The 17688-nt window shown below is 71.9% G+C and carries 14 protein-coding genes; 6 read left to right on the top strand and 8 right to left on the bottom strand.

Annotation, left to right across the window (positions count from 1 at the left end; translation table 11 throughout):
- The first annotated feature begins 26 nt into the window (after positions 1–26).
- Entirely contained in the window at positions 27–722 is a 696-nt protein-coding gene (locus tag V5P93_RS07000) for an MBL fold metallo-hydrolase (protein WP_104478548.1), read from the top strand.
- Here the strand turns inward: V5P93_RS07000 and V5P93_RS06995 are convergent.
- Entirely contained in the window at positions 719–2149 is a 1431-nt protein-coding gene (locus V5P93_RS06995) for an aldehyde dehydrogenase family protein (protein WP_219823939.1), read from the bottom strand. The two genes, V5P93_RS07000 and V5P93_RS06995, sit on opposite strands and share 4 nt — an antisense overlap.
- Before the next feature lie 180 nt (positions 2150–2329).
- Positions 2330–2953: a DsbA family protein gene (locus tag V5P93_RS06990; RefSeq protein WP_104478546.1), complete on the bottom strand. Its 624-nt coding sequence runs from the start codon at positions 2951–2953 to the stop codon at positions 2330–2332.
- Between the two features lie 213 nt (positions 2954–3166).
- On the opposite strand from V5P93_RS06990, the gene pepN reads away from it, so the two are divergent.
- Complete coding sequence (pepN, locus tag V5P93_RS06985) at positions 3167–5734, top strand: aminopeptidase N (RefSeq protein WP_104478545.1); 2568 nt, start codon at positions 3167–3169, stop codon at positions 5732–5734.
- A 105-nt stretch (positions 5735–5839) separates the two neighbouring features.
- Here pepN and V5P93_RS06980 read toward each other — a convergent pair whose 3' ends face one another.
- Together V5P93_RS06980 and V5P93_RS06975 are read right to left on the bottom strand one after the other, a co-directional pair.
- The gene (locus V5P93_RS06980; RefSeq protein WP_181043416.1) at positions 5840–6337 is read right to left on the bottom strand and encodes a DUF5130 family protein; all 498 of its coding nucleotides are present in this window, start codon (positions 6335–6337) and stop codon (positions 5840–5842) included.
- The gene (locus V5P93_RS06975; RefSeq protein WP_104478544.1) at positions 6324–6584 is read right to left on the bottom strand and encodes a hypothetical protein; all 261 of its coding nucleotides are present in this window, start codon (positions 6582–6584) and stop codon (positions 6324–6326) included. The genes V5P93_RS06980 and V5P93_RS06975 overlap by 14 nt, the downstream gene beginning before the upstream one ends.
- A gap of 541 nt (positions 6585–7125) precedes the next feature.
- Here V5P93_RS06975 and V5P93_RS06970 point away from each other — a divergent pair.
- Positions 7126–7455 carry a hypothetical protein gene (locus V5P93_RS06970; protein WP_374066457.1) on the top strand — a complete coding sequence of 110 codons (330 nt, stop codon included), beginning with the start codon at positions 7126–7128 and terminating at the stop codon, positions 7453–7455.
- On the opposite strand, the gene V5P93_RS06965 is transcribed toward V5P93_RS06970, so the two are convergent.
- On the bottom strand, positions 7452–8021 hold the full coding sequence (locus V5P93_RS06965) for an HNH endonuclease (protein WP_245931193.1): 570 nt from the start codon (positions 8019–8021) through the stop codon (positions 7452–7454). The two genes, V5P93_RS06970 and V5P93_RS06965, sit on opposite strands and share 4 nt — an antisense overlap.
- A gap of 303 nt (positions 8022–8324) precedes the next feature.
- Between V5P93_RS06965 and V5P93_RS06960 the strand changes: the two genes are divergently transcribed.
- The 3 genes from V5P93_RS06960 (at position 8325) to V5P93_RS06950 (ending at position 11418) form a co-directional block, all read left to right on the top strand.
- Positions 8325–9344, top strand: coding sequence for a mechanosensitive ion channel family protein (locus V5P93_RS06960; protein WP_245931192.1), 1020 nt, complete (start codon positions 8325–8327; stop codon positions 9342–9344).
- 24 nt (positions 9345–9368) lie between these two features.
- Positions 9369–9767 carry a globin gene (locus V5P93_RS06955; protein WP_104478542.1) on the top strand — a complete coding sequence of 133 codons (399 nt, stop codon included), beginning with the start codon at positions 9369–9371 and terminating at the stop codon, positions 9765–9767.
- Between the two features lie 67 nt (positions 9768–9834).
- Positions 9835–11418, top strand: a complete 1584-nt coding sequence (locus tag V5P93_RS06950) for a glycoside hydrolase family 13 protein (RefSeq protein ID WP_245931191.1) — start codon at positions 9835–9837, stop codon at positions 11416–11418.
- Between the two features lie 14 nt (positions 11419–11432).
- Here the strand turns inward: V5P93_RS06950 and V5P93_RS06945 are convergent, their stop codons facing one another.
- From V5P93_RS06945 to V5P93_RS06935, 3 genes are all read right to left on the bottom strand, one after another.
- Positions 11433–12065, bottom strand: a complete 633-nt coding sequence (locus V5P93_RS06945) for a hypothetical protein (RefSeq protein WP_104478540.1) — start codon at positions 12063–12065, stop codon at positions 11433–11435.
- Positions 12058–12489, bottom strand: coding sequence for a thioesterase family protein (locus tag V5P93_RS06940; RefSeq protein ID WP_104478539.1), 432 nt, complete (start codon positions 12487–12489; stop codon positions 12058–12060). Before V5P93_RS06940 ends, V5P93_RS06945 begins: the two co-directional genes overlap by 8 nt.
- 126 nt (positions 12490–12615) lie before the next feature.
- Positions 12616–17595, bottom strand: a complete 4980-nt coding sequence (locus tag V5P93_RS06935; protein WP_104478538.1) for an NAD-glutamate dehydrogenase — start codon at positions 17593–17595, stop codon at positions 12616–12618.
- Positions 17596–17688: the final 93 nt, after the last annotated feature.

Below are 17688 nucleotides of genomic sequence, written 5' to 3'. Positions count from 1 at the left end.
GAGCGCACTTCGGGTAGAACCGGCGAATGAGGTGGATCGAAGTCGCGGACCGGGTGTACGCCCGGCGCTACGAAGAACTCGACCAGACGCTCGGTCTCGTGATCGGCGACGAGCGCTGCCTGGTCATCGACACCGGGACCGACGAGCACCACGGCGCCGAGTGGGCCGCGGCCATCCGGGGGTTGACCGCGCTGCCGTGGACCGTGGTGATCACCCACGCGCACTGGGACCACTTCTTCGGCACCGCCGCCTTCGGCGACGCCCCGGTCCTGGCGCATCCCCGCTGCACGACCGAAATGCGCGAGCACGGCGGGGTGCAAGCCGAGAAGTGGGCCGCGAAGTACCGCGTGGACGGGCGGGACGAGGTGGCGGAGCGCCTGCTCTCCGCGCGGCTCGTCCTGCCGACCGAGGAGATCGCGGACTCCGTCGAGGTGGACTTGGGTGGGCGGGTGGTCTCGCTGGTGCACCCCGGTCGCGGGCACACCGACAACGACCTCATCGCGCACGTGCCCGACGCGGGTGTGGTGTTCGCTGGCGACACCGTGGAACAGGGCGCGCCGCCGTCGGTCGGCGAGGACTCGTACCCGCTGGAGTGGCCCGCCGCGCTGGACACCCTGCTCGGCCTGGATCCCCGGACCGTGGTTCCCGGGCACGGTGAGCCAGTGGACGCCGAGTTCGTGCTGGCGCAGCGCGCGGAGATCGCCGGGCGGTCGGACCGCTAGCGCTGGATCGACTTCACCTCGGTGAACTCCTCGAGCCCGTGGCGGCCGAGTTCGCGGCCGTTGCCGGACTGCTTGTAGCCGCCGAACGGCGCCACCGGGTTGAACGCGCCGCCGTTGATGTCGACCTGCCCGGTGCGCAAGCGCTTGGCGACCGCCAGCGCGCGCTCCGGGTCGGCGCTGAAGACCGCGCCTGCCAGGCCGTAGATCGTGGCGTTGGCGATCGACACGGCCTCGTCCTCGGTGCGGTACGGCAGGATCGACAGCACCGGGCCGAAGATCTCCTCTTGTGCGATGCGCATGTCTTGGCGCACACGGGAAAACACCGTCGGCGGCACGTACGCGCCCGTAGTGGGCAGGTGGCTGATGTCGGCCTGGTACGCGAGTTCGGCCCCGTCCGCCACGCCCGTGCGGAGGTAGCCCAGCACGCGGTCGCGTTGCGCGGCGGAGGCCATCGGGCCGATGCGGGTGGCCTCGTCGCGGGGGTGCCCGACGGTGTAGCGGGCAGCGGCCGCGGCGGCGAGCGCCGCTGCCTCGTCGTGCCGGTCCTCGGGCACCAGCAGCCGGGTCCACGCCGTGCAGGTCTGGCCGCCGTTGACGAACGCGTTGGCGACGCCGATCTTCACGGCGCGCGGCAGGTCGGCGTCGTCGAGGACGACGTTGGCGGACTTGCCGCCCAGTTCCAGCGCGACCCGCTTGACCGTGGCCGCCGCGACCGCGGCCACCCGGCGGCCCGCCGCGGTCGAACCGGTGAACGACACCATGTCCACGCGCGGGTGCGCGGCGATGGCCTCACCGACGACCTGGCCGGTGCCGTGCACCAGGTTGACCACGCCGTCCGGCACGCCCGCGACGGCGAGCACGGACAGGAACAGGTTGGCGTTGAGCGGCGCGACCTCGCTCGGCTTGAGCACGACCGTGTTGCCCGCGGCCAGCGCGGGCACGACCTTCGCGACGATCTGGTGCAGCGGGTAGTTCCACGGCGTGATCGCGCCGACCACGCCGACGGGTTCGCGCAGGACCAGCGAGTTCCCGATCTCCTCGCTGAACCGGTAGCCGCTCTCCAGCAGGTCCACGACCCCGGCGGCGGTGGCGATCGGCAGCCCGGCTTGGAGCTTCACCGCGAAGCCGAGCGGTGCGCCCATCTCGCTGGAGATCGTCGACGCGATGGTGTCGCGGTGGGCGGACAGGCCGTTGACGACCCGCCGGATGATCGCGGCCCGGTGCGCGGGGTCGGTGGCCGACCAGGGGCCGAAAGCCTCTGCCGCGGCGGCGACGGCGGTGTCCACATCGGCCGCGGTGCCCGCGGGGACGGTCGCGAAAACCCCGCCGGTGGCCGGGTCGACCACCTCGATCCGCTCCCCCGCCTGCTCGATCACCCGGCCGCCGATGACGTGCCCGATCTCCCGGCTGAGGTCGACACCCGCCATGGTTCCTCCCGCACTTGTGACACTCATCCGCACCTACGGGGGTCAGAGTGTCACATCGGGGTGCGGGAGCGCACGCACGAGATGAGCCGCGCACGGCGCACCGGACAATCGGCGCGCCGCGCGCGGCTCACTCCCCCCGGCCGGAAAGCGGACCGGACCACTTGAGACGGTCGAACCGGACTAGTCGAACTTCAGCTCACCGGTGCGGCTGCGCTTGAGCTCGAAGAACTTCGGGTAGGACGACAGCAGGACCGCGCCGTCGAAGACGTTGAGCGCGTCCTGGCCGCGCGGGATCTCGGTGAGGACCGGGCCGAAGAAGGCCACCCCGTTGACGTGGATGGTCGGCGTGCCGACGTCCTGGCCGACCGGGTCCATGCCCTCGTGGTGGGACTTGCGCAGCGCCTCGTCGTACTCGGTGCTGGTGGCGGCGTCGATCAGGTCGGCGGGCAGGCCCGTGTCCGCCAGCGCGCCCTTGATGGCCTCCAGGTAGTCCTTGACGCCCTGGTTGTGGATCCGGGTGCCCAGCGCGGTGTACAGGTCGCGCAGGACCTCGTCGCCGTGCCGCTGGGCGGCGGCGATGGCGACGCGGACCGGCCCCCAGCCCTTGGCCAGCGATTCGCGGTACTGCTCGGGCACGTCACGGCCCTCGTTGAGCACCGACAGGCTCATCACGCGGAAGCTCAAGTCGAGGTCGCGGTGCTGCTCGACCTCCAAGATCCACCGGGAGGTGATCCAGGCGAACGGGCAGATCGGGTCGAAGTAGAAGTCGACCTTGGTCTGCCCGGTGGACGCAGGTGCGGTCATCAGGTCTCTCCCAGTTGTGCTCTTCGCCGCTCACGACCGGCGCGCGAACGGCCCCAACACCACCAACACGCGGCTTCTGGGAAAGCTTCCCGCGCCTCCTCGACACCATCGGCCCGCACGGCGTGATTGGATGCCATTGTCAGTAACGCACCAACCCTGCTATCTCTGCCCTGGTATCCCCAGTCCGACCGACGAGTTCGCCGAGGTGTTCGAGTGGCCGCGCCCAACCTGACCCGAGACCAAGCCCAACAGCGGGCCGCGCTGCTGCAGGTGGCGTCGTACTCCATCGAGTTGGACCTCACCGACGGCCTCGGCCAGCCGGGCGAGGCGACTTTCGGCTCGCGCAGCACGATCCGCTTCACCGGGACCGAACCGGGCGCGGAGACCTTCATCGACATCGTCGCCGAGTCGGTGCTCTCCGCCGAGCTCAACGGCGTCGCGCTCGACGTCTCCGGCTACACCCAGGAAACCGGCCTCCGGCTGCCGGATCTCGCCGCGGACAACGTGTTGACCGTCACGGCGACCTGCCTGTACACCAACACCGGCGAGGGCCTGCACCGGTTCGTCGACCCGGTGGACAAGGGCGTCTACCTCTACACGCAGTTCGAGACCGCCGACGCCAAGCGGATGTTCGCCTGCTTCGACCAGCCCGACCTGAAGGCGACCTACCACATCGCGGTCGTCGCGCCGGAGTCGTGGAAGGTCATCTCCAACTCCGCCGCCGCCGCGGTCGAGCCGGTCGACGGCGTGGAAGGCGTCTCGCGGCACGAGTTCGAGACCACCAAGCCGATGTCGACCTACCTGGTCGCGCTCGTGGCGGGCCCCTACGCCGAATGGCGCGACGAGTACACCGACGAGCACGGCACGATCCCGCTCGGCCTGTACTGCCGCGCGTCGCTGGCCGAGCACATGGACGCCGAGCGGCTGTTCACCGAGACCAAGCAGGGCTTCGGCTTCTTCCACGACAACTTCGGCGTGCCGTACCCGTTCGGCAAGTACGACCAGTGCTTCGTACCGGAGTTCAACGCGGGCGCCATGGAGAACGCGGGCTGCGTGACCTTCCTGGAGGACTACGTCTTCCGCAGCCGGGTCACCCGCTACGCCTACGAGCGCCGCTGCGAGACCGTGCTGCACGAGATGGCGCACATGTGGTTCGGCGACCTGGTCACCATGCGCTGGTGGGACGACCTGTGGCTCAACGAGTCCTTCGCCACCTGGGCCAGCGTCCTGGCGCAGGCCAACGTGACCGAGTACGAGCACGCCTGGACCAGCTTCGCCAACATCGAGAAGTCCTGGGCCTACCGGCAGGACCAGCTGCCGTCCACGCACCCGGTCGCCGCGGACATCCCGGACGTGCAGGCGGTCGAGGTCAACTTCGACGGCATCACCTACGCCAAGGGCGCCAGCGTCCTCAAGCAACTGGTGGCCTACGTCGGCCTGGACAACTTCCTGTCCGGGCTGCGGGTGTACTTCGCCAAGCACGCCTGGGGCAACGCGACGCTGTCGGATCTGTTGGGGGCGTTGGAAGAGGCGTCCGGCCGCGACCTGTCGTGGTGGAGCGCGCAGTGGCTGGAGACCACCGGCCTCAACTCGCTGCGCGCCCGGTTCGACGTCGACGCGGACGACAAGTTCACCGAGTTCGCGGTGCTGCAGGGCGGTGCCAAGCCGGGCAAGGGCGAGCTGCGCACGCACCGCGTCGCGATCGGCGTCTACGACGACGTCGACGGCAGGCTGGTGCGCACGCACCGCGTCGAGATCGACGTGTCCGGTGAGCGCACGGACGTCCCCGACCTGGTCGGCGCCGCGAGCGGCAAGCTGGTCCTGGTCAACGACGACGACCTCACCTACTGCACCATGCGGCTGGACCCGGGCTCGCTGACCACGCTGATCGACCGGATCGGCGACATCACCGAGCCGCTGCCCCGCACGCTGTGCTGGTCGGCCGCCTGGGAGATGACCCGCGAGGCCGAGCTGAAGGCCCGCGACTTCGTCACCCTGGTCTGCCACGGCCTGGCCGCCGAGACCGAGGTCGGTGTCGTGCAGCGGCTGCTGCTGCAGGCGCAGACGGCTCTGGGCTCGTACGGGGACCCGCAGTGGGTGCCGCGCGGCTGGCAGCAGTTCACCGACCGCATCCTGGCGCTGGCGCTGGCCGCGGAAGCCGGTTCGGACCACCAGCTGGCGTTCGTCAACTCGCTGACCGGCTCGGTGCTCGACGAGGCCAAGCTGGCCACCCTGCGCGGCTGGCTGGACGGCTCCGCGCCGCTGGCCGGTCTGGTGGTCGACACCGACCTGCGCTGGCGGCTGCTGCACTCGCTGGTCGCGCACGGCGCGGCCGCGGAGTCCGAGATCGACGCCGAGCTCCAGCGCGACTCGACGGCGGCCGGTCGGCGGCAGGCGGAGATCGCCCGGTCGCTGCGGCCGACCGAGGAGGGCAAGGCCGAGGCCTGGCGCCGCGCGATCCACGACGACGACCTGCCGAACGCGATCAACGAGGCGATCATCGCGGGCTTCTCGCACCCGTCGCAGCGACCGCTGCTGGCGTCCTACGCGCCGCGCTACTTCGCCGACGTGGCGGACGTGTGGGCCCGCCGGTCGAGCGAGCGGGCGCAGTCGGTCGCCCTCGGCCTGTTCCCGGCGTGGGCGGTCACCCGGTCCACGGTGGAGTCCGCGGACGAGTGGCTGGCAGGCGAGGACCACCCGCCCGCGCTGCGGCGGCTGGTCTCCGAGGGCCGCGCGGGCATCCTCCGCGCGCTGGCGGCCCGGGAGTTCGACGGTTCCTGACCGGAGGCACAGGGCCCGCGACCGCCGGTCGCGGGCCCTTTTCGTTGCTGGACAAGCAAAAGGCCCGGACCAGAGCGGTCCGGGCCGGTTCGCTGTCGTGCGCCGTCAGCGCCGGGGGGCGTGGCCCGCCTGGTCCGCCAGCATGCGCAGGGCGCTCACCAGGCCACCGATCAGGTCGCCCTCCTTGAAGGAGGCCACCATGCTCATGACGGCCAGGTTGCAGCCCCGGTCGGTCAGCCTGCGGGACGACTCGGTGCCGGTGACGATCTCCACCCGGCGCTTGCCCGGGGAGACCGCGATCAGGACCGCGTCCGCCGAGTCGGGGATGGTCGCGTGCAGCTCCTCCGCCCGGTCCCGGGAGTCGTTGCCCAGGTCGCCGAGGTAGACGCTGAAGGCGATGCCGGTGGCCCGGGAGGCCAGGGTCAGCGCCTCGTCCAGCCGGGTGAGCTGGACGGTGTTGAACGGCAGACCCGGGGGCGCGACCTCCTTCTGCCGGGCGACGGAGATCCGGCCGCTGGCCGTGCGGGCCGCGCCGTAGCCGTGCTCCGGGTCCTCGAGGACCGTGTCGGCGGTGTTGCGGTGGGCGAGTTCACCAGCCACCACGAGCACCTCCCTTCGCGGTGCGCACCGGCTGGGCCGGGGCGTCGTTGTGCGGGGTGTGGTGGGCGGCGTGCGCCGCACCGAGCCCGGCGGGGTTGGCGGTCCACCACACGGGCTCGTGCTCCCACTCCTGGCCGGGGCGGTAGCGCGGGGCCTTGGCGAACTTCTCGCGCAGCGTCAACAGGGCGATCACGCCGTAGATGGCCAGCGGGATCGCCGCGAAGACGAGAAGGGTCTCGACGAGCGTCACAGCGGATACGGTAGCCGACAGGCGCGTGACCGGCCGCGAGACCTCCGGCTGGGACCTACCCCGGTGACCCCGGGGTGTGAACACCGCTCCGGGTGGGCAACCCGGTGGTCGCACCGCGTGAGTGGTTGGTGCTCTCCTGGTAAGGCTGCTGCGCCGAGTGCCGTCCTCGGGGGTAGCGCTTTCTGCCTATCGACAAGGGGCGAACGGCCCCAAACCAGCAGGTTGCAGCCCTTGGGAGGGCCGGACGTCTTGTCCGTTACCGATCTGCGCCATAGCTTTCACCTGTACGGCCCTTGCGAAGACGACCTTCCGCTCTCCAGACGCGCAACCGCCCTCAGGAGGCCACTCCATGTACACCATCGCTTCCCGCCACGCGGACAAGATCATCACCCAGATGGCTGACAAGACGCAACAGGGTGGCCGAATGCTGATGGGTACTCGCGCGACCCGGGGAACCCGGGTCACCGCCGCCGAGCGTGGCACGAGAGTGACCCGCGGCACCAGGGTCACGTCCCAGGACCGGGGCACCCGGGTGACCGCACTGCTCGAGAGCGGCACGCGGGTGACGTTCCTGCCGGAGAGCGGCACCCGGGTCACCAGGGGAACCAGGGTGACCCGCGGTACCCGCGTCACCTCGCTGCTGGAGTGCGGCACCCGCGTCACCCGGGGTACGCGCGTCACCCGGGGCACCCGCGTGACCTCGCGGCTCGAAGCGGGGACGCGCGTCACCCGGGGTACCCGGGTCACGGCGCTGCTGGAGTGCGGTACCCGGGTCACCTCGCTGGTCGACCGGGGCACGCGCGTCACGCGCGGCACCCGGGTGACCCGCGGCACCAGGGTCACCGCGGGCACCCGCGTCACGGCCGCCTAGGCGGCGGGTTCGCCCAGGTAGGGCAGCCACAGCGGATCGGTGTCCACGACACCGGCCAGCAGCCGCCAGTGCGCGCCGCGCGGGGCGTTGGGGACCACGCGCAGGCGCCAGCCCAGCTCGGCGAGCATCTTGTCCGCCTTGCGGTGGTTGCACTTGGCGCAGCAGGCGACGCAGTTCTGCCACGTGTGCTGACCCCCGCGGCTGCGCGGGACCACGTGGTCTATCGTCTCCGCGCGGCCACCGCAGTAGGCGCAGCGGTACCGGTCGCGGTGCATCAGCCCGGCCCTGGTCAGCGGCACCCGCCCGCGGTAGGGCACGCGGACGTAGCTGCTGAGCCGGATCACCGAGGGGACCACCACGTTCGACGTCGCGGAGTGCACGACCAGACCCGCCGGGTCACCGTGCACGACCTCGGCCTTGCCGCAGACCACCAGCACGACGGCACGGCGCAGCGACAGCGCGGTCAGCGGCTCGAAGGTCGTGTTGAGCAGCAGCACCCGGCGCCTGCCCCACGAGGGGACCGGCGCGGGGACGGCCACGACCGGCGGACCGGTCGGGACGGCCACGACAGCGCTCGGGGCGGCCCTGGCGCGCGTGAGCGCGGGACCCGGGTGACCCGGGTCCGGGCAAAGCTTCGGCCCCGGCGCGTGCCCCGAGGGCGCGCCGGAGCGGGTCGGTTGTCGGTCTGGCACTCGACCACCTCCACCGGTGCTGGCCTAAGTCGACCACAAACCCGACCCGGAACGCACGTGTGTTATGTGACGTGTCCCGGATCGCCCAGCTAAATCACGGTGAACCCACCCGCGGCGCGCAGCCGCCGGGGGCGCCCGGTTCGGGGCGTTCACGCCACCCGGCTATCGTCGCGCTCGATGACTCCCGAGCTGATCCCCGCGCTACTCCCGACCGGGTTCCTCCGCGCCGACCTCCCGTTCATCACGGCGCCGCCGAAGTGCATCACCGAGGACGGCTCGTGGTGCGCCGAGGTGTGGCGGCTGACCGGGAACGAGTGGCTGGCGGCCTCCGCGGGCTGGCTGGTGGCCAAGCCGCTGAAGATCCTGCTGATCTTCGTGGTGGCGTTCCTGATCCGGCTGGCCGTGCGCAGGCTCATCGACAAGCTGACCTCGGGCAACGGCAAGACGCCCGCGCTGCTGCGGCCGCTCAAGGAGCGGGCACCGCAGGCGCTGGGCTCGCTGGTGGTCTCGGAGCGGCGCGCGCAGCGGGCCAGGACCATCGGCTCGGTGCTCAAGTCCGTGGTGACGTTCCTGGTCTACGGGCTGGCGTTCATCCTCGCGCTCGGCGAGCTGGGGGTGCAGCTGGGCCCGATCATCGCCTCGGCGGGCATCGTCGGCGTCGCGCTCGGGTTCGGCGCGCAGAACCTGGTCAAGGACTTCCTGTCCGGGATCTTCATGATGCTGGAGGACCAGTACGGCGTCGGTGACGTGGTGGACGTCGGCGAGGCCAGCGGCACGATCGAGGCGGTCGGACTGCGGGTGACCACGCTGCGTGACGTCAACGGCACCGTGTGGTACGTGCGCAACGGCGAGATCCTCCGGGTCGGCAACTCCAGCCAGGGCTTCGCGGTCGCGGTGGTCGACCTGCCGGTCGGCTACGGCGCGGACGTGGACGCGGTCACCGACCTGCTCGCCAAGGTCATCGGCGACGCGGTGGCGGAGGAGCAGATGTCGGCGGACGTCATCGAGCCGCCGGAGGTGCTCGGCGTGGAGAAGGTGACGCCGGAGAGCATCACCATCCGGATGACCGTCAAGGTCCGGCCGGGCAGGCAGTGGGCCGTGCAGCGGGCGCTGCGGGCGCGGGCGATGGGCGCGATCGAGGAGGCGGGGATCCAGCCGCCGATGGGTCGGCTGTTCCCCCCGACGCCGCCCGCGTAGCGCCGCGTGGGGGAGGATGGGCGCGTGGGCACCCCGAGCGATCCCGAGATCGAGAACTTCTACCAGGCCGTCGGCGGCGAGGAGACATTCCGCCGCATCGTGGCCCGGTTCTACGCCGAGGTGGCCGCCGACGAGATCCTGCGGCCGATGTACCCGGAGGAGGACCTCGGCCCGGCCGAGGAGCGGCTGCGGCTGTTCCTGATGCAGTACTGGGGCGGCCCGCACACCTACTCCGACCGGCGCGGGCACCCGCGGCTGCGGATGCGGCACCAGCCGTTCACCGTCGGCCCGCTCCAGCGCGACGCGTGGCTGCGGTGCATGCGGATCGCGGTGGACGAGGCCGGGCTGTCCGAGCCGCACCGGGAGCGGCTGTGGCAGTACCTGGAAATGGCCGCCAACAGCCTGCTCAACAGCTGGGGCTGACCGGTCCAAGGTCACAGTCCGGCGGTTGGGGCCGTCCGCGCGCCCCGCGATGGCAGGATGGTTCACCGTGCGACGAACCGCCGAGTCCGACCCGACCGGCTCCCCGGTCCCGCCGTGGTGGCAGCGCGCGGTGTTCTACCAGGTCTACGTCCGCTCCTTCGCCGACTCGAACGGCGACGGCGTCGGTGACCTGGAGGGCATCCGCTCCCGCCTCGGCTACCTGGAGCTGCTGGGGGTCGACGCGCTGTGGCTCACCCCGTTCTTCCGCTCCCCGATGGTCGACCACGGCTACGACGTGGCCGACGCCCGCGAGGTCGACCCGCTCTTCGGTGACCTGGAAGCCTTCGACCGGCTGGTGGCCGAGGCGCACGACCACGGCATCAAGGTCACCATCGACGTGGTGCCCAACCACACCAGCGACCGGCACCCGTGGTTCCAGGAGGCCGTGGCCGCGCCGCCGGGCAGCCGCGAGCGCAACCGCTACGTCTTCCGCGACGGCCGGGGAGCCTTACCCCCCAACAACTGGATCAGCGTGTTCGGCGGTCCGGCGTGGACCCGGGTGCCGGACGGCCAGTGGTACCTGCACCTGTTCACCCCGCAGCAGCCGGACCTGAACTTCGACGAGTCCGAGGTGCGCGCGGACCTGGTGCGGACGCTGCGCTTCTGGCTCGACCGCGGCGTGGACGGCTTCCGCGTGGACGTCGCGGACGCGATGGGCAAACCGGCCGGGTTGCCGGACATGCCCGAACACCTGCTGTCGGCGGACCGCTCCGCGACGCACGGACCGCTGGACCCCCGGTTCGACAACGAGGCCACGCACGAGGTGCACCGGCTGATCCGCAAGGTCGCCGACGAGTACCCGGGCACGATGGCCGTCGGCGAGGTCTGGGTCGAGACCGACGAGCAGTTCGCCGGGTACGTCCGGCCGGACGAGCTGCACCTGGCCTTCAACTTCGCCCTGACGCACACCGACTTCGACGCCGACGCGGTCCGCCGGGCCATCGACCACTCGCTCGCGGCGGTGGCCCGGTCCGGCGCACCGGCCACGTGGACGCTGTCCAACCACGACGTCACCCGGCACGTGACCCGCTACGGCGGCGGCGCGCGCGGGATCCGGCGGGCCCGCGCGATGGCGCTGGTGCAGTTGGCGCTGCCGGGCGTGGTGTACCTATACAACGGCGAGGAACTCGGCCTGCCGGACGTCGAACTGCCGGACTGGGCTTTGCGGGATCCGCTGTGGGAGCGCTCCGGTCACGTGGACCGGGGCCGCGACGGGGCGCGGATCCCCTTGCCCTGGGAGGGTTCCGAGCCGCCGTTCGGGTTCTCGACCGGGGCGCCGTGGCTGCCGGTGCCGCCGGAGTGGGCGGCGCTCACGGTCGAGGCCCAGTTGGAGGACCCCGACTCGATGCTGTCGCTGTACCGGGCGGCGTTGGAACTGCGCAAGACCCACGCGGGCTTCGGCGGCACCGAACTGGAGTGGTACGGCGCTCCCCCCGGCTGCTTCGCGTACCGGCGCAAGGGCGGAGGGCTCATCTGTGCGTTGAATACGTCCGACGCGCCGGTTCCGTTGCCCCCCGGTGAGATCTTGTTGTCCTCGGGACCGATGGCGGGCGACGAGCTGCCCCCGGAGACCGCCGTCTGGCTGGTCTGACCGGGGGTTCGCGGTCAGACCAGCAGCGGCAGCAGGGCGTGGCGGCGGCGGACCACCGCGCCGTAGCGGGCGTCCAGGCGGAGCCAGGAGTCCGTGGCGGTGACGCGGATGTGGTCGTCGTCGGAGTCGGTGAGGAAGCCCATGCCCGAGAGGGCGAACAGGCACCGCAGCGGGACCTTGATCTCCAGGCCGTCGCCGGTCACCGTCAGCACCGTCTGGTCCAGCAGCGACGCGGGCGGGGTGCCCTGGGGGCCGGTGTTCTCCCGCGCGACCGCGATCCCCTTGTCCGCCAGCTCCGCCACGGCCTTGGCAGGCAGGTGGTCCACGACCTGCCAGTGGCGGGTGGGCGGCAGCGCCGAGCGCCAGAGCAGGTCGCGGGACGGGCCCGGGTCCAGCTCGGCGCCGCGGACCACGGCCAAGGCGGTGAGGAGCTCGGTGCCGGAGACGGTCGTGTCCGACGGGGTGATCTCGCCGCGGGCGGTGCGGGTGGCCAGGACGTCGAAGGGGGTCGCGACCCAGGCGTCGACCAGGCCCTCGTCCCTGGCCCGCAGGCGCACCACGGCCTGCTGGTCGAGGCGGACCGCGCGGGCCACGAAGGCGCCGAGGTCGTCGCGGTCGGCCGGGTCGGCGAAGCTCAGGCTAGGCACCGTTGCCCCCGCTGTGCCAGGCGGCCAGGAAGTCGCGTTCGGAGTCGGTGATGCGCCGGGGCTTGCCGCTGGCCAGGTCGTACGGGGCCAGCGTGGTCGACGCGGTCACCGCCACCGGATCGGACTCCGAAGGGCCGCTGCGGACCGAGTAGTCGATGACGAAGTAGGCGGCCCGGATCTCCCGGACCGACATCTCGATCCGTAAGGCGCCGCCGTTGGCGAACAGGGGCGCCTTGTAGTCGACGGCCAGCTTGGCCACCACCACACCCCTGGCCAGGTCGTCCGCGCCGCGCAGGGCGGCCTCGCGGAAGAGCAGGTCGACCCGGGCCTCTTCCAGCAGGGTCACCGTGTTGGCGTGGTTGACGTGGCCGAAGAGGTCCATATCGGACCACCGCGGCCGCACCTCGGCGACGAACACACCCAACTGCTGCCTCCCAGCCGTGAAGTCCCGGCGAAACGCCGTACGACGACCTTATCCCCGGTACGCCGCGGGGCGGCGGGTGTCCCCCGCCGCCCCGTGGGAGACGTGCTGCTAACCGATCTCCACCGGCTAGCGGACCACGCTGCGGACCTGCCGGACGGCCACCGACAGGGTCGCCAGGTCGAGCCTGCCGGAGGCCTGGATCTCCTCCAGGGCCGCGCGGGCCCGGGCCAGCCGGGAGGTGTTCGTGCGCTCCCACCCGGAGATCTTGTCCTCCGGCCGCTCCCCCGGGTCGCTCTGCCGCAGCACGTCCAGGGTGATCGCGCGCAGCGACCCGTACAGGTCGTCGCGCAGGGCCAGCCGGGCCAGGGCGTGCCAGCGGTTGCCGCGCTCCAGCGCGCTGATCGAGGTCAGCATCTCGTCGATGCCGAGGTGGTCCGACAGCGCGAAGTACAGCTGCGCGGCCTCCAGCGGGCTGCGCTCGGTCTCCAGCCCGCCCGCGTCCCGCTCGGCCAGCTCGGCGATCTCGGTGATGTCGAGCAGGCTGTACGCGTCGAGCAGGCCCGAGATGCGCTTGGCCAGCGGCCCCGGCACCCCCGCCGACGCCATCCGCTCGGCGTCCGCGGCGGCCTCGTCGGCGGCCCGGCCGCGCAGCAGGTCGCCGACCTGCGGCGCCAGCTCGCTGACCACCCGGTGGAACCGGGTGATCTCCGCGCCGACCGCCAGCGGCTGCGGCCGGTTGGACAGCAGCCACCGCGACGCCCGGTCGAGCAGCCTGCGGGTCTCCAGCACCATCGAGTCGGCGAGCTCGGTCGGCACCACGTTGTCCAGCGCGTCGACCTCCCGCCAGATCGCGGGCAGGTCGTAGACCCTGGTCGCCACGGCGAACGCGCGGACCGCGTCGGTGGTGCTGGAGCTGATCTCCTCCGCCAGGCGGAACGCGTAGGAGATGCCGCCGCCGTCGACGACCTCGTTGACCAGCAGGGTCGTGGTGATCTGCCTGCGCAGCGGGTGCGCGCCGATGGCCGGGCCGAACCGCTCGCGCAGCTGGGTCGGGAAGTACTCCGGCAACCTGCGGGCGAACACGTCCTGGTCGGGCAGCTCGCTGGCCAGCACGTCCTCCTTGAGGGCGAGCTTGACGTGCGCGAGCAGCGTGGCCAGCTCCGGCGAGGACAGCCCGTCGCCCGCCTTCTCCATGGCCTTGAACTGCTCGCGCGACGGCAGCGCCTCCAGCCGCCGGTCGAAGCCGTCCTCCCGCTCCAGCGCGTCGACCAGGCGGGCGTGCACGGACGCCATCGGCTTGGCGTGCGCGCGGCTGACGCCGAGCACCGCGTTCTGCCGGTAGTTGTCGGCCAGCACCAGGTGGCCGACCTGGTCGGTCATCTCCGCGAGCAGCTCGTCGCGCTGCTTCGACGCCAGCTCGCCCTCGCGGACCAGGTGGTCGAGCAGGATCTTGATGTTGACCTCGTGGTCGGAGCAGTCGACGCCCGCGCTGTTGTCCAGCGCGTCGGTGTTGACCTTGCCGCCGCGTCGGGCGAACTCGATCCGGCCGCGCTGGGTCAGACCCAGGTTGCCGCCCTCGCCGACCACCTTCACCCGCAGCGCCGAGCCGTCCACCCGGAGCGCGTCGTTGGCCTTGTCGCCCACGTCCGCGTGGCTCTCGGTGCTCGCCTTGACGTAGGTGCCGATGCCGCCGTTCCACAGCAGGTCGACCTCGGCCAGCAGGATCGCCTTCATCAGCTCCTGCGGCGAGAGCTTGCCGATGTCCTCGGGCAGCCCCAGCGAGCGCGCGGCCTGCGCGCTGACCGGGATGGCCTTGAGGGTGCGCGGGAAGACGCCGCCGCCCTCGCTGATCAGCGAGCGGTCGTAGTCGTCCCAGGACGAGCGGGGCAGCTCGAAGAGCCGCTTGCGCTCGTTGAAGCCGACCGCCGCGTTGGGGTTGGGGTCGAGGAAGACGTGCCGGTGGTCGAAGGCGGCCACCAGCCGGATGTGCTCGGAGAGCAGCATGCCGTTGCCGAACACGTCACCGGACATGTCGCCGACGCCGACCACGGTGAACGCCTCGGTCTGGGTGTCGACACCCAGCTCGCGGAAGTTGCGCTTCACGCTCTCCCACGCGCCCTTGGCGGTGATGCCCATGGCCTTGTGGTCGTAGCCGACCGAGCCGCCGCTGGCGAACGCGTCGCCGAGCCAGAAGCCGCGGCTCTTGGCCAGCTCGTTGGCGATGTCGGAGAACGTCGCGGTGCCCTTGTCCGCGGCGACCACCAGGTACGTGTCGTCGCCGTCGTAGCGGACCACGCCGCGGGCGGGCACGACCTCGCCCGCCTCCAGGTTGTCGGTGAGGTCGAGCAGGCCGGAGATGAACATCCGGTAGCAGGCCACGCCCTCGTTCTGGAACGCCTCGCGGTCCAGGCTCGGGTCGCCGGTGGGCGCGGGCGGGCGCTTGACCACGAAGCCGCCCTTCGCGCCGACCGGCACGATCACCGCGTTCTTCACCGCCTGCGCCTTCACCAGGCCCAGCACCTCGGTGCGGAAGTCCTCCCGGCGGTCGGACCAGCGCAGACCGCCGCGGGCGACCGCGCCGAAGCGCAGGTGCACGCCCTCGACGCGCGGCGAGTAGACGAAGATCTCGAACTTCGGCCGCGGCTCGGGCAGCTCCGGCACCGCGCGCGGCTCCAGCTTCACCGCCAGGTACGGCCGCAGCGCGCCGTCCGCGTCGCGCACGTAGTAGTTGGTGCGCAGCGTGGCCCGGATGACGGTGAGCAGGCTGCGGAGGATGCGGTCCTCGTCGAGGCTGGTGACGCCGTCGATCAGCTCGGAGATCTCGGCGATGCGGGTGCCCGCCTGGGAGTGCCGGGTCTCCTCGGACAGCGCCGGGTCGTAGCCGACCTCGAACAGCCGGACCAGCGCGGTGGCGATGCCGGTGTGCGCGAGCACGGCGTCCTCGATGTACTCCTGCGAGTACGGGGTGCCCGCCTGGCGCAGGTAGCGCGAGTAGGCGCGCAGCACGACGGCCTGGCGCCAGGTGAGGCCGCCGCGCAGCACCAGCGCGTTGAACCGGTCGGGTTCGGCGTCACCGCGCCAGATCGCGGCGAACGCCTCCTGGAAGTCGACCTTGAGCCGGTCCAGCTCCTCGGCCGTGCGGCCCTCCAGCACCGACGGGTCGATGCGCAGCCCGAAGTCGTAGATCCACCAGCGCTCGCCGTCCTCGCGGCGCAGCTCGTAGGGCCGCTCGTCGACGACCTCCACGCCCATGTTCTGCAGCACCGGCAGCACCTGCGACAGCGTCACGCCCTCGCCGGTCAGGTAGAGCTTGAACCGGCGCTCCCCCGGGGTCGCCTCGCGCGGCACGTAGAAGGACATGCCGAGGTCGCCGCCGTCGCGCAGGTCCTGCAGGCGGCGCAGGTCGGCCAGCGCGTCGGCGGCGTCGAAGTCCTCCTTGTAGGCCTCCGGGAACACGCTGGCGTAGCGCTGGCCCTGCTCGGTGGCCGACTCCGGGCCCAGGGCGACACCCGCGTCGGCCTGCTCGCGCTGCTCGGCGAACACGGCCTCGACCAGGCGGTCGTCCCAGCCGCGCACGGCCTCGGTGAGCCGCTCCTGGATCCGCTGCGCGTCCGCGTCGACGTGCCTGCCGGGGTCGGTGTGGATGATGAAGTACACCTGCGCCAGCGGCGTCTCCCCCAGCCGCGTGCTGAACTCCAGGTTCGTGCCGCCCAGCTCGTCGAGCAGCACCTCCTGCATGGCGATGCGCGAGGTGGTGGTGTAGCGGTCGCGGGGCAGGAAGATCAGGCAGGAGAAGAACCTGGCGTACGGGTCGCGGCGCAGGAACAGCCGCAGCCTGCGCCGGTCGGCCAGGGCCAGCACACCGGTCGCGGTGGCGTAGAGCGCGTCGGCCGTGGTGGAGAACAGCTCGGCGCGCGGCCAGTTCTGGATGACCTCCAGCATCCGCTGCCCCGAGTAGGACTCCATCGGGAACCCGGCCTGGTGGATGACCTCCCGCACGCGGCGGGCGACCACCGGGATGTCCAGGACGTCCTCGTGCAGCGCGTTGGTGGTGAACACGCCGAGGAAGCGGTGCTCGCCGGTGACCGTGCCGTCGGCGTCGAAGGTCTTCACGCCGACGTAGTACGGGTAGGTCGAGCGGTGCACCGTCGACGGGGCACTGGCCTCGGTGAGGACCAGCAGGCGCGGGGCGAGGGCGTGCGCGAGGGCGTCGGGGCCCGCGGTGAGGCTGCGCGCGGCGAGGCTGTCCTGGCGCAGCACCCCCAGGCCGCTGGCCAGCACGGCGCGCAGGGCCGGGTCGGCGCCGTCGTCGCCCGCGATCAGCTCGTTGCGCCGGTAGCCGAGGAAGGTGAAGTGGCCGTCGGCCAGCCAGCGCAGCAGGGCGGCGCCGTCGGTGAGCTGGGCCTGGTCGAGCGGGGGCGGGTTCTGCTCCAGCTCGTCGGCCAGCGCACGGGCCGTGGCGAGCATCCGGTCGGTGTCCTCGACGACCTCGCGGACGTCGTTGAGCACGGTGAGCAGGCCGGTCTCGATCTCCCGGGCGCGGTCCGCGCCGGTGATCAGGTCGACCTCGATGTGCATCCACGACTCGGCGAAGCACTCGCCGGGCGGGTTGTCCGGGTCGCAGGTCGGCTTGACGTCCTTGAGCTGCCCGGCGAGGTCCCGGCGGACCACCACGATCGGGTGCACGACGCGCTGCACCTGCACGCCGCGGCGGACCAGCTCGGCGCTGACCGACTCGACGAGGTAGGGCATGTCGTCGGTGACGATCTGCACCACCGAGCCACCCGAGTTCCAGCCGTCGGTGGCGGTGGTGGGGTTGAGCATCCGGACGGCCGGTCGGCCCTTGACCCGGTGCTCGGCGAGCTGCGCGTGCGAGCGCACGGCGCCGACGAGGTTCACCGGCTCGTCGCCGATGACCTCCTCCGGGGGGATGTAGCGGAAGTAGAGGCGGATGAGGTCGGCGATATCGGGGGCCTGCTGCGCGGCCCGCTCGATGAGGTCGTCTCTGGTCTGTTCCGGGCTGGTGCTGACCGGTCGTCCGGCCGACGCCGAGCCGTCGACGCTGACGGCTCCATCGGTGCGGGACGAGACTCCAGTCGAGGTCATTGTGTTCCCTGGCTCCACGCTTGGCGGCACGCCGCTGTGCCGCATGCACCCCACACATTAGTGCCGCCCCGGGCCACTCCCGCACGTCGGGAT

It is taken from the genome of Actinokineospora auranticolor (genome assembly GCF_041897805.1).
GTDB classification, from domain to species: Bacteria; Actinomycetota; Actinomycetes; order Mycobacteriales; family Pseudonocardiaceae; genus Actinokineospora; species Actinokineospora auranticolor.
The sequence above is the reverse complement of the archived record's forward strand: the minus strand, read 5'-3'. Positions and strand labels throughout refer to the sequence as shown.

Coding starts and splice junctions, on each gene's coding strand:
- V5P93_RS07000 (WP_104478548.1), top strand. CDS start 27: ATGAGGTGGATCGAAGTCGCGGACCGGGTGTACGCCCGGCGCTACGAA.
- V5P93_RS06995 (WP_219823939.1), bottom strand. CDS start 2,149: ATGGCGGGTGTCGACCTCAGCCGGGAGATCGGGCACGTCATCGGCGGC.
- V5P93_RS06990 (WP_104478546.1), bottom strand. CDS start 2,953: ATGACCGCACCTGCGTCCACCGGGCAGACCAAGGTCGACTTCTACTTC.
- V5P93_RS06960 (WP_245931192.1), top strand. CDS start 8,325: ATGACTCCCGAGCTGATCCCCGCGCTACTCCCGACCGGGTTCCTCCGC.
- V5P93_RS06935 (WP_104478538.1), bottom strand. CDS start 17,595: ATGACCTCGACTGGAGTCTCGTCCCGCACCGATGGAGCCGTCAGCGTC.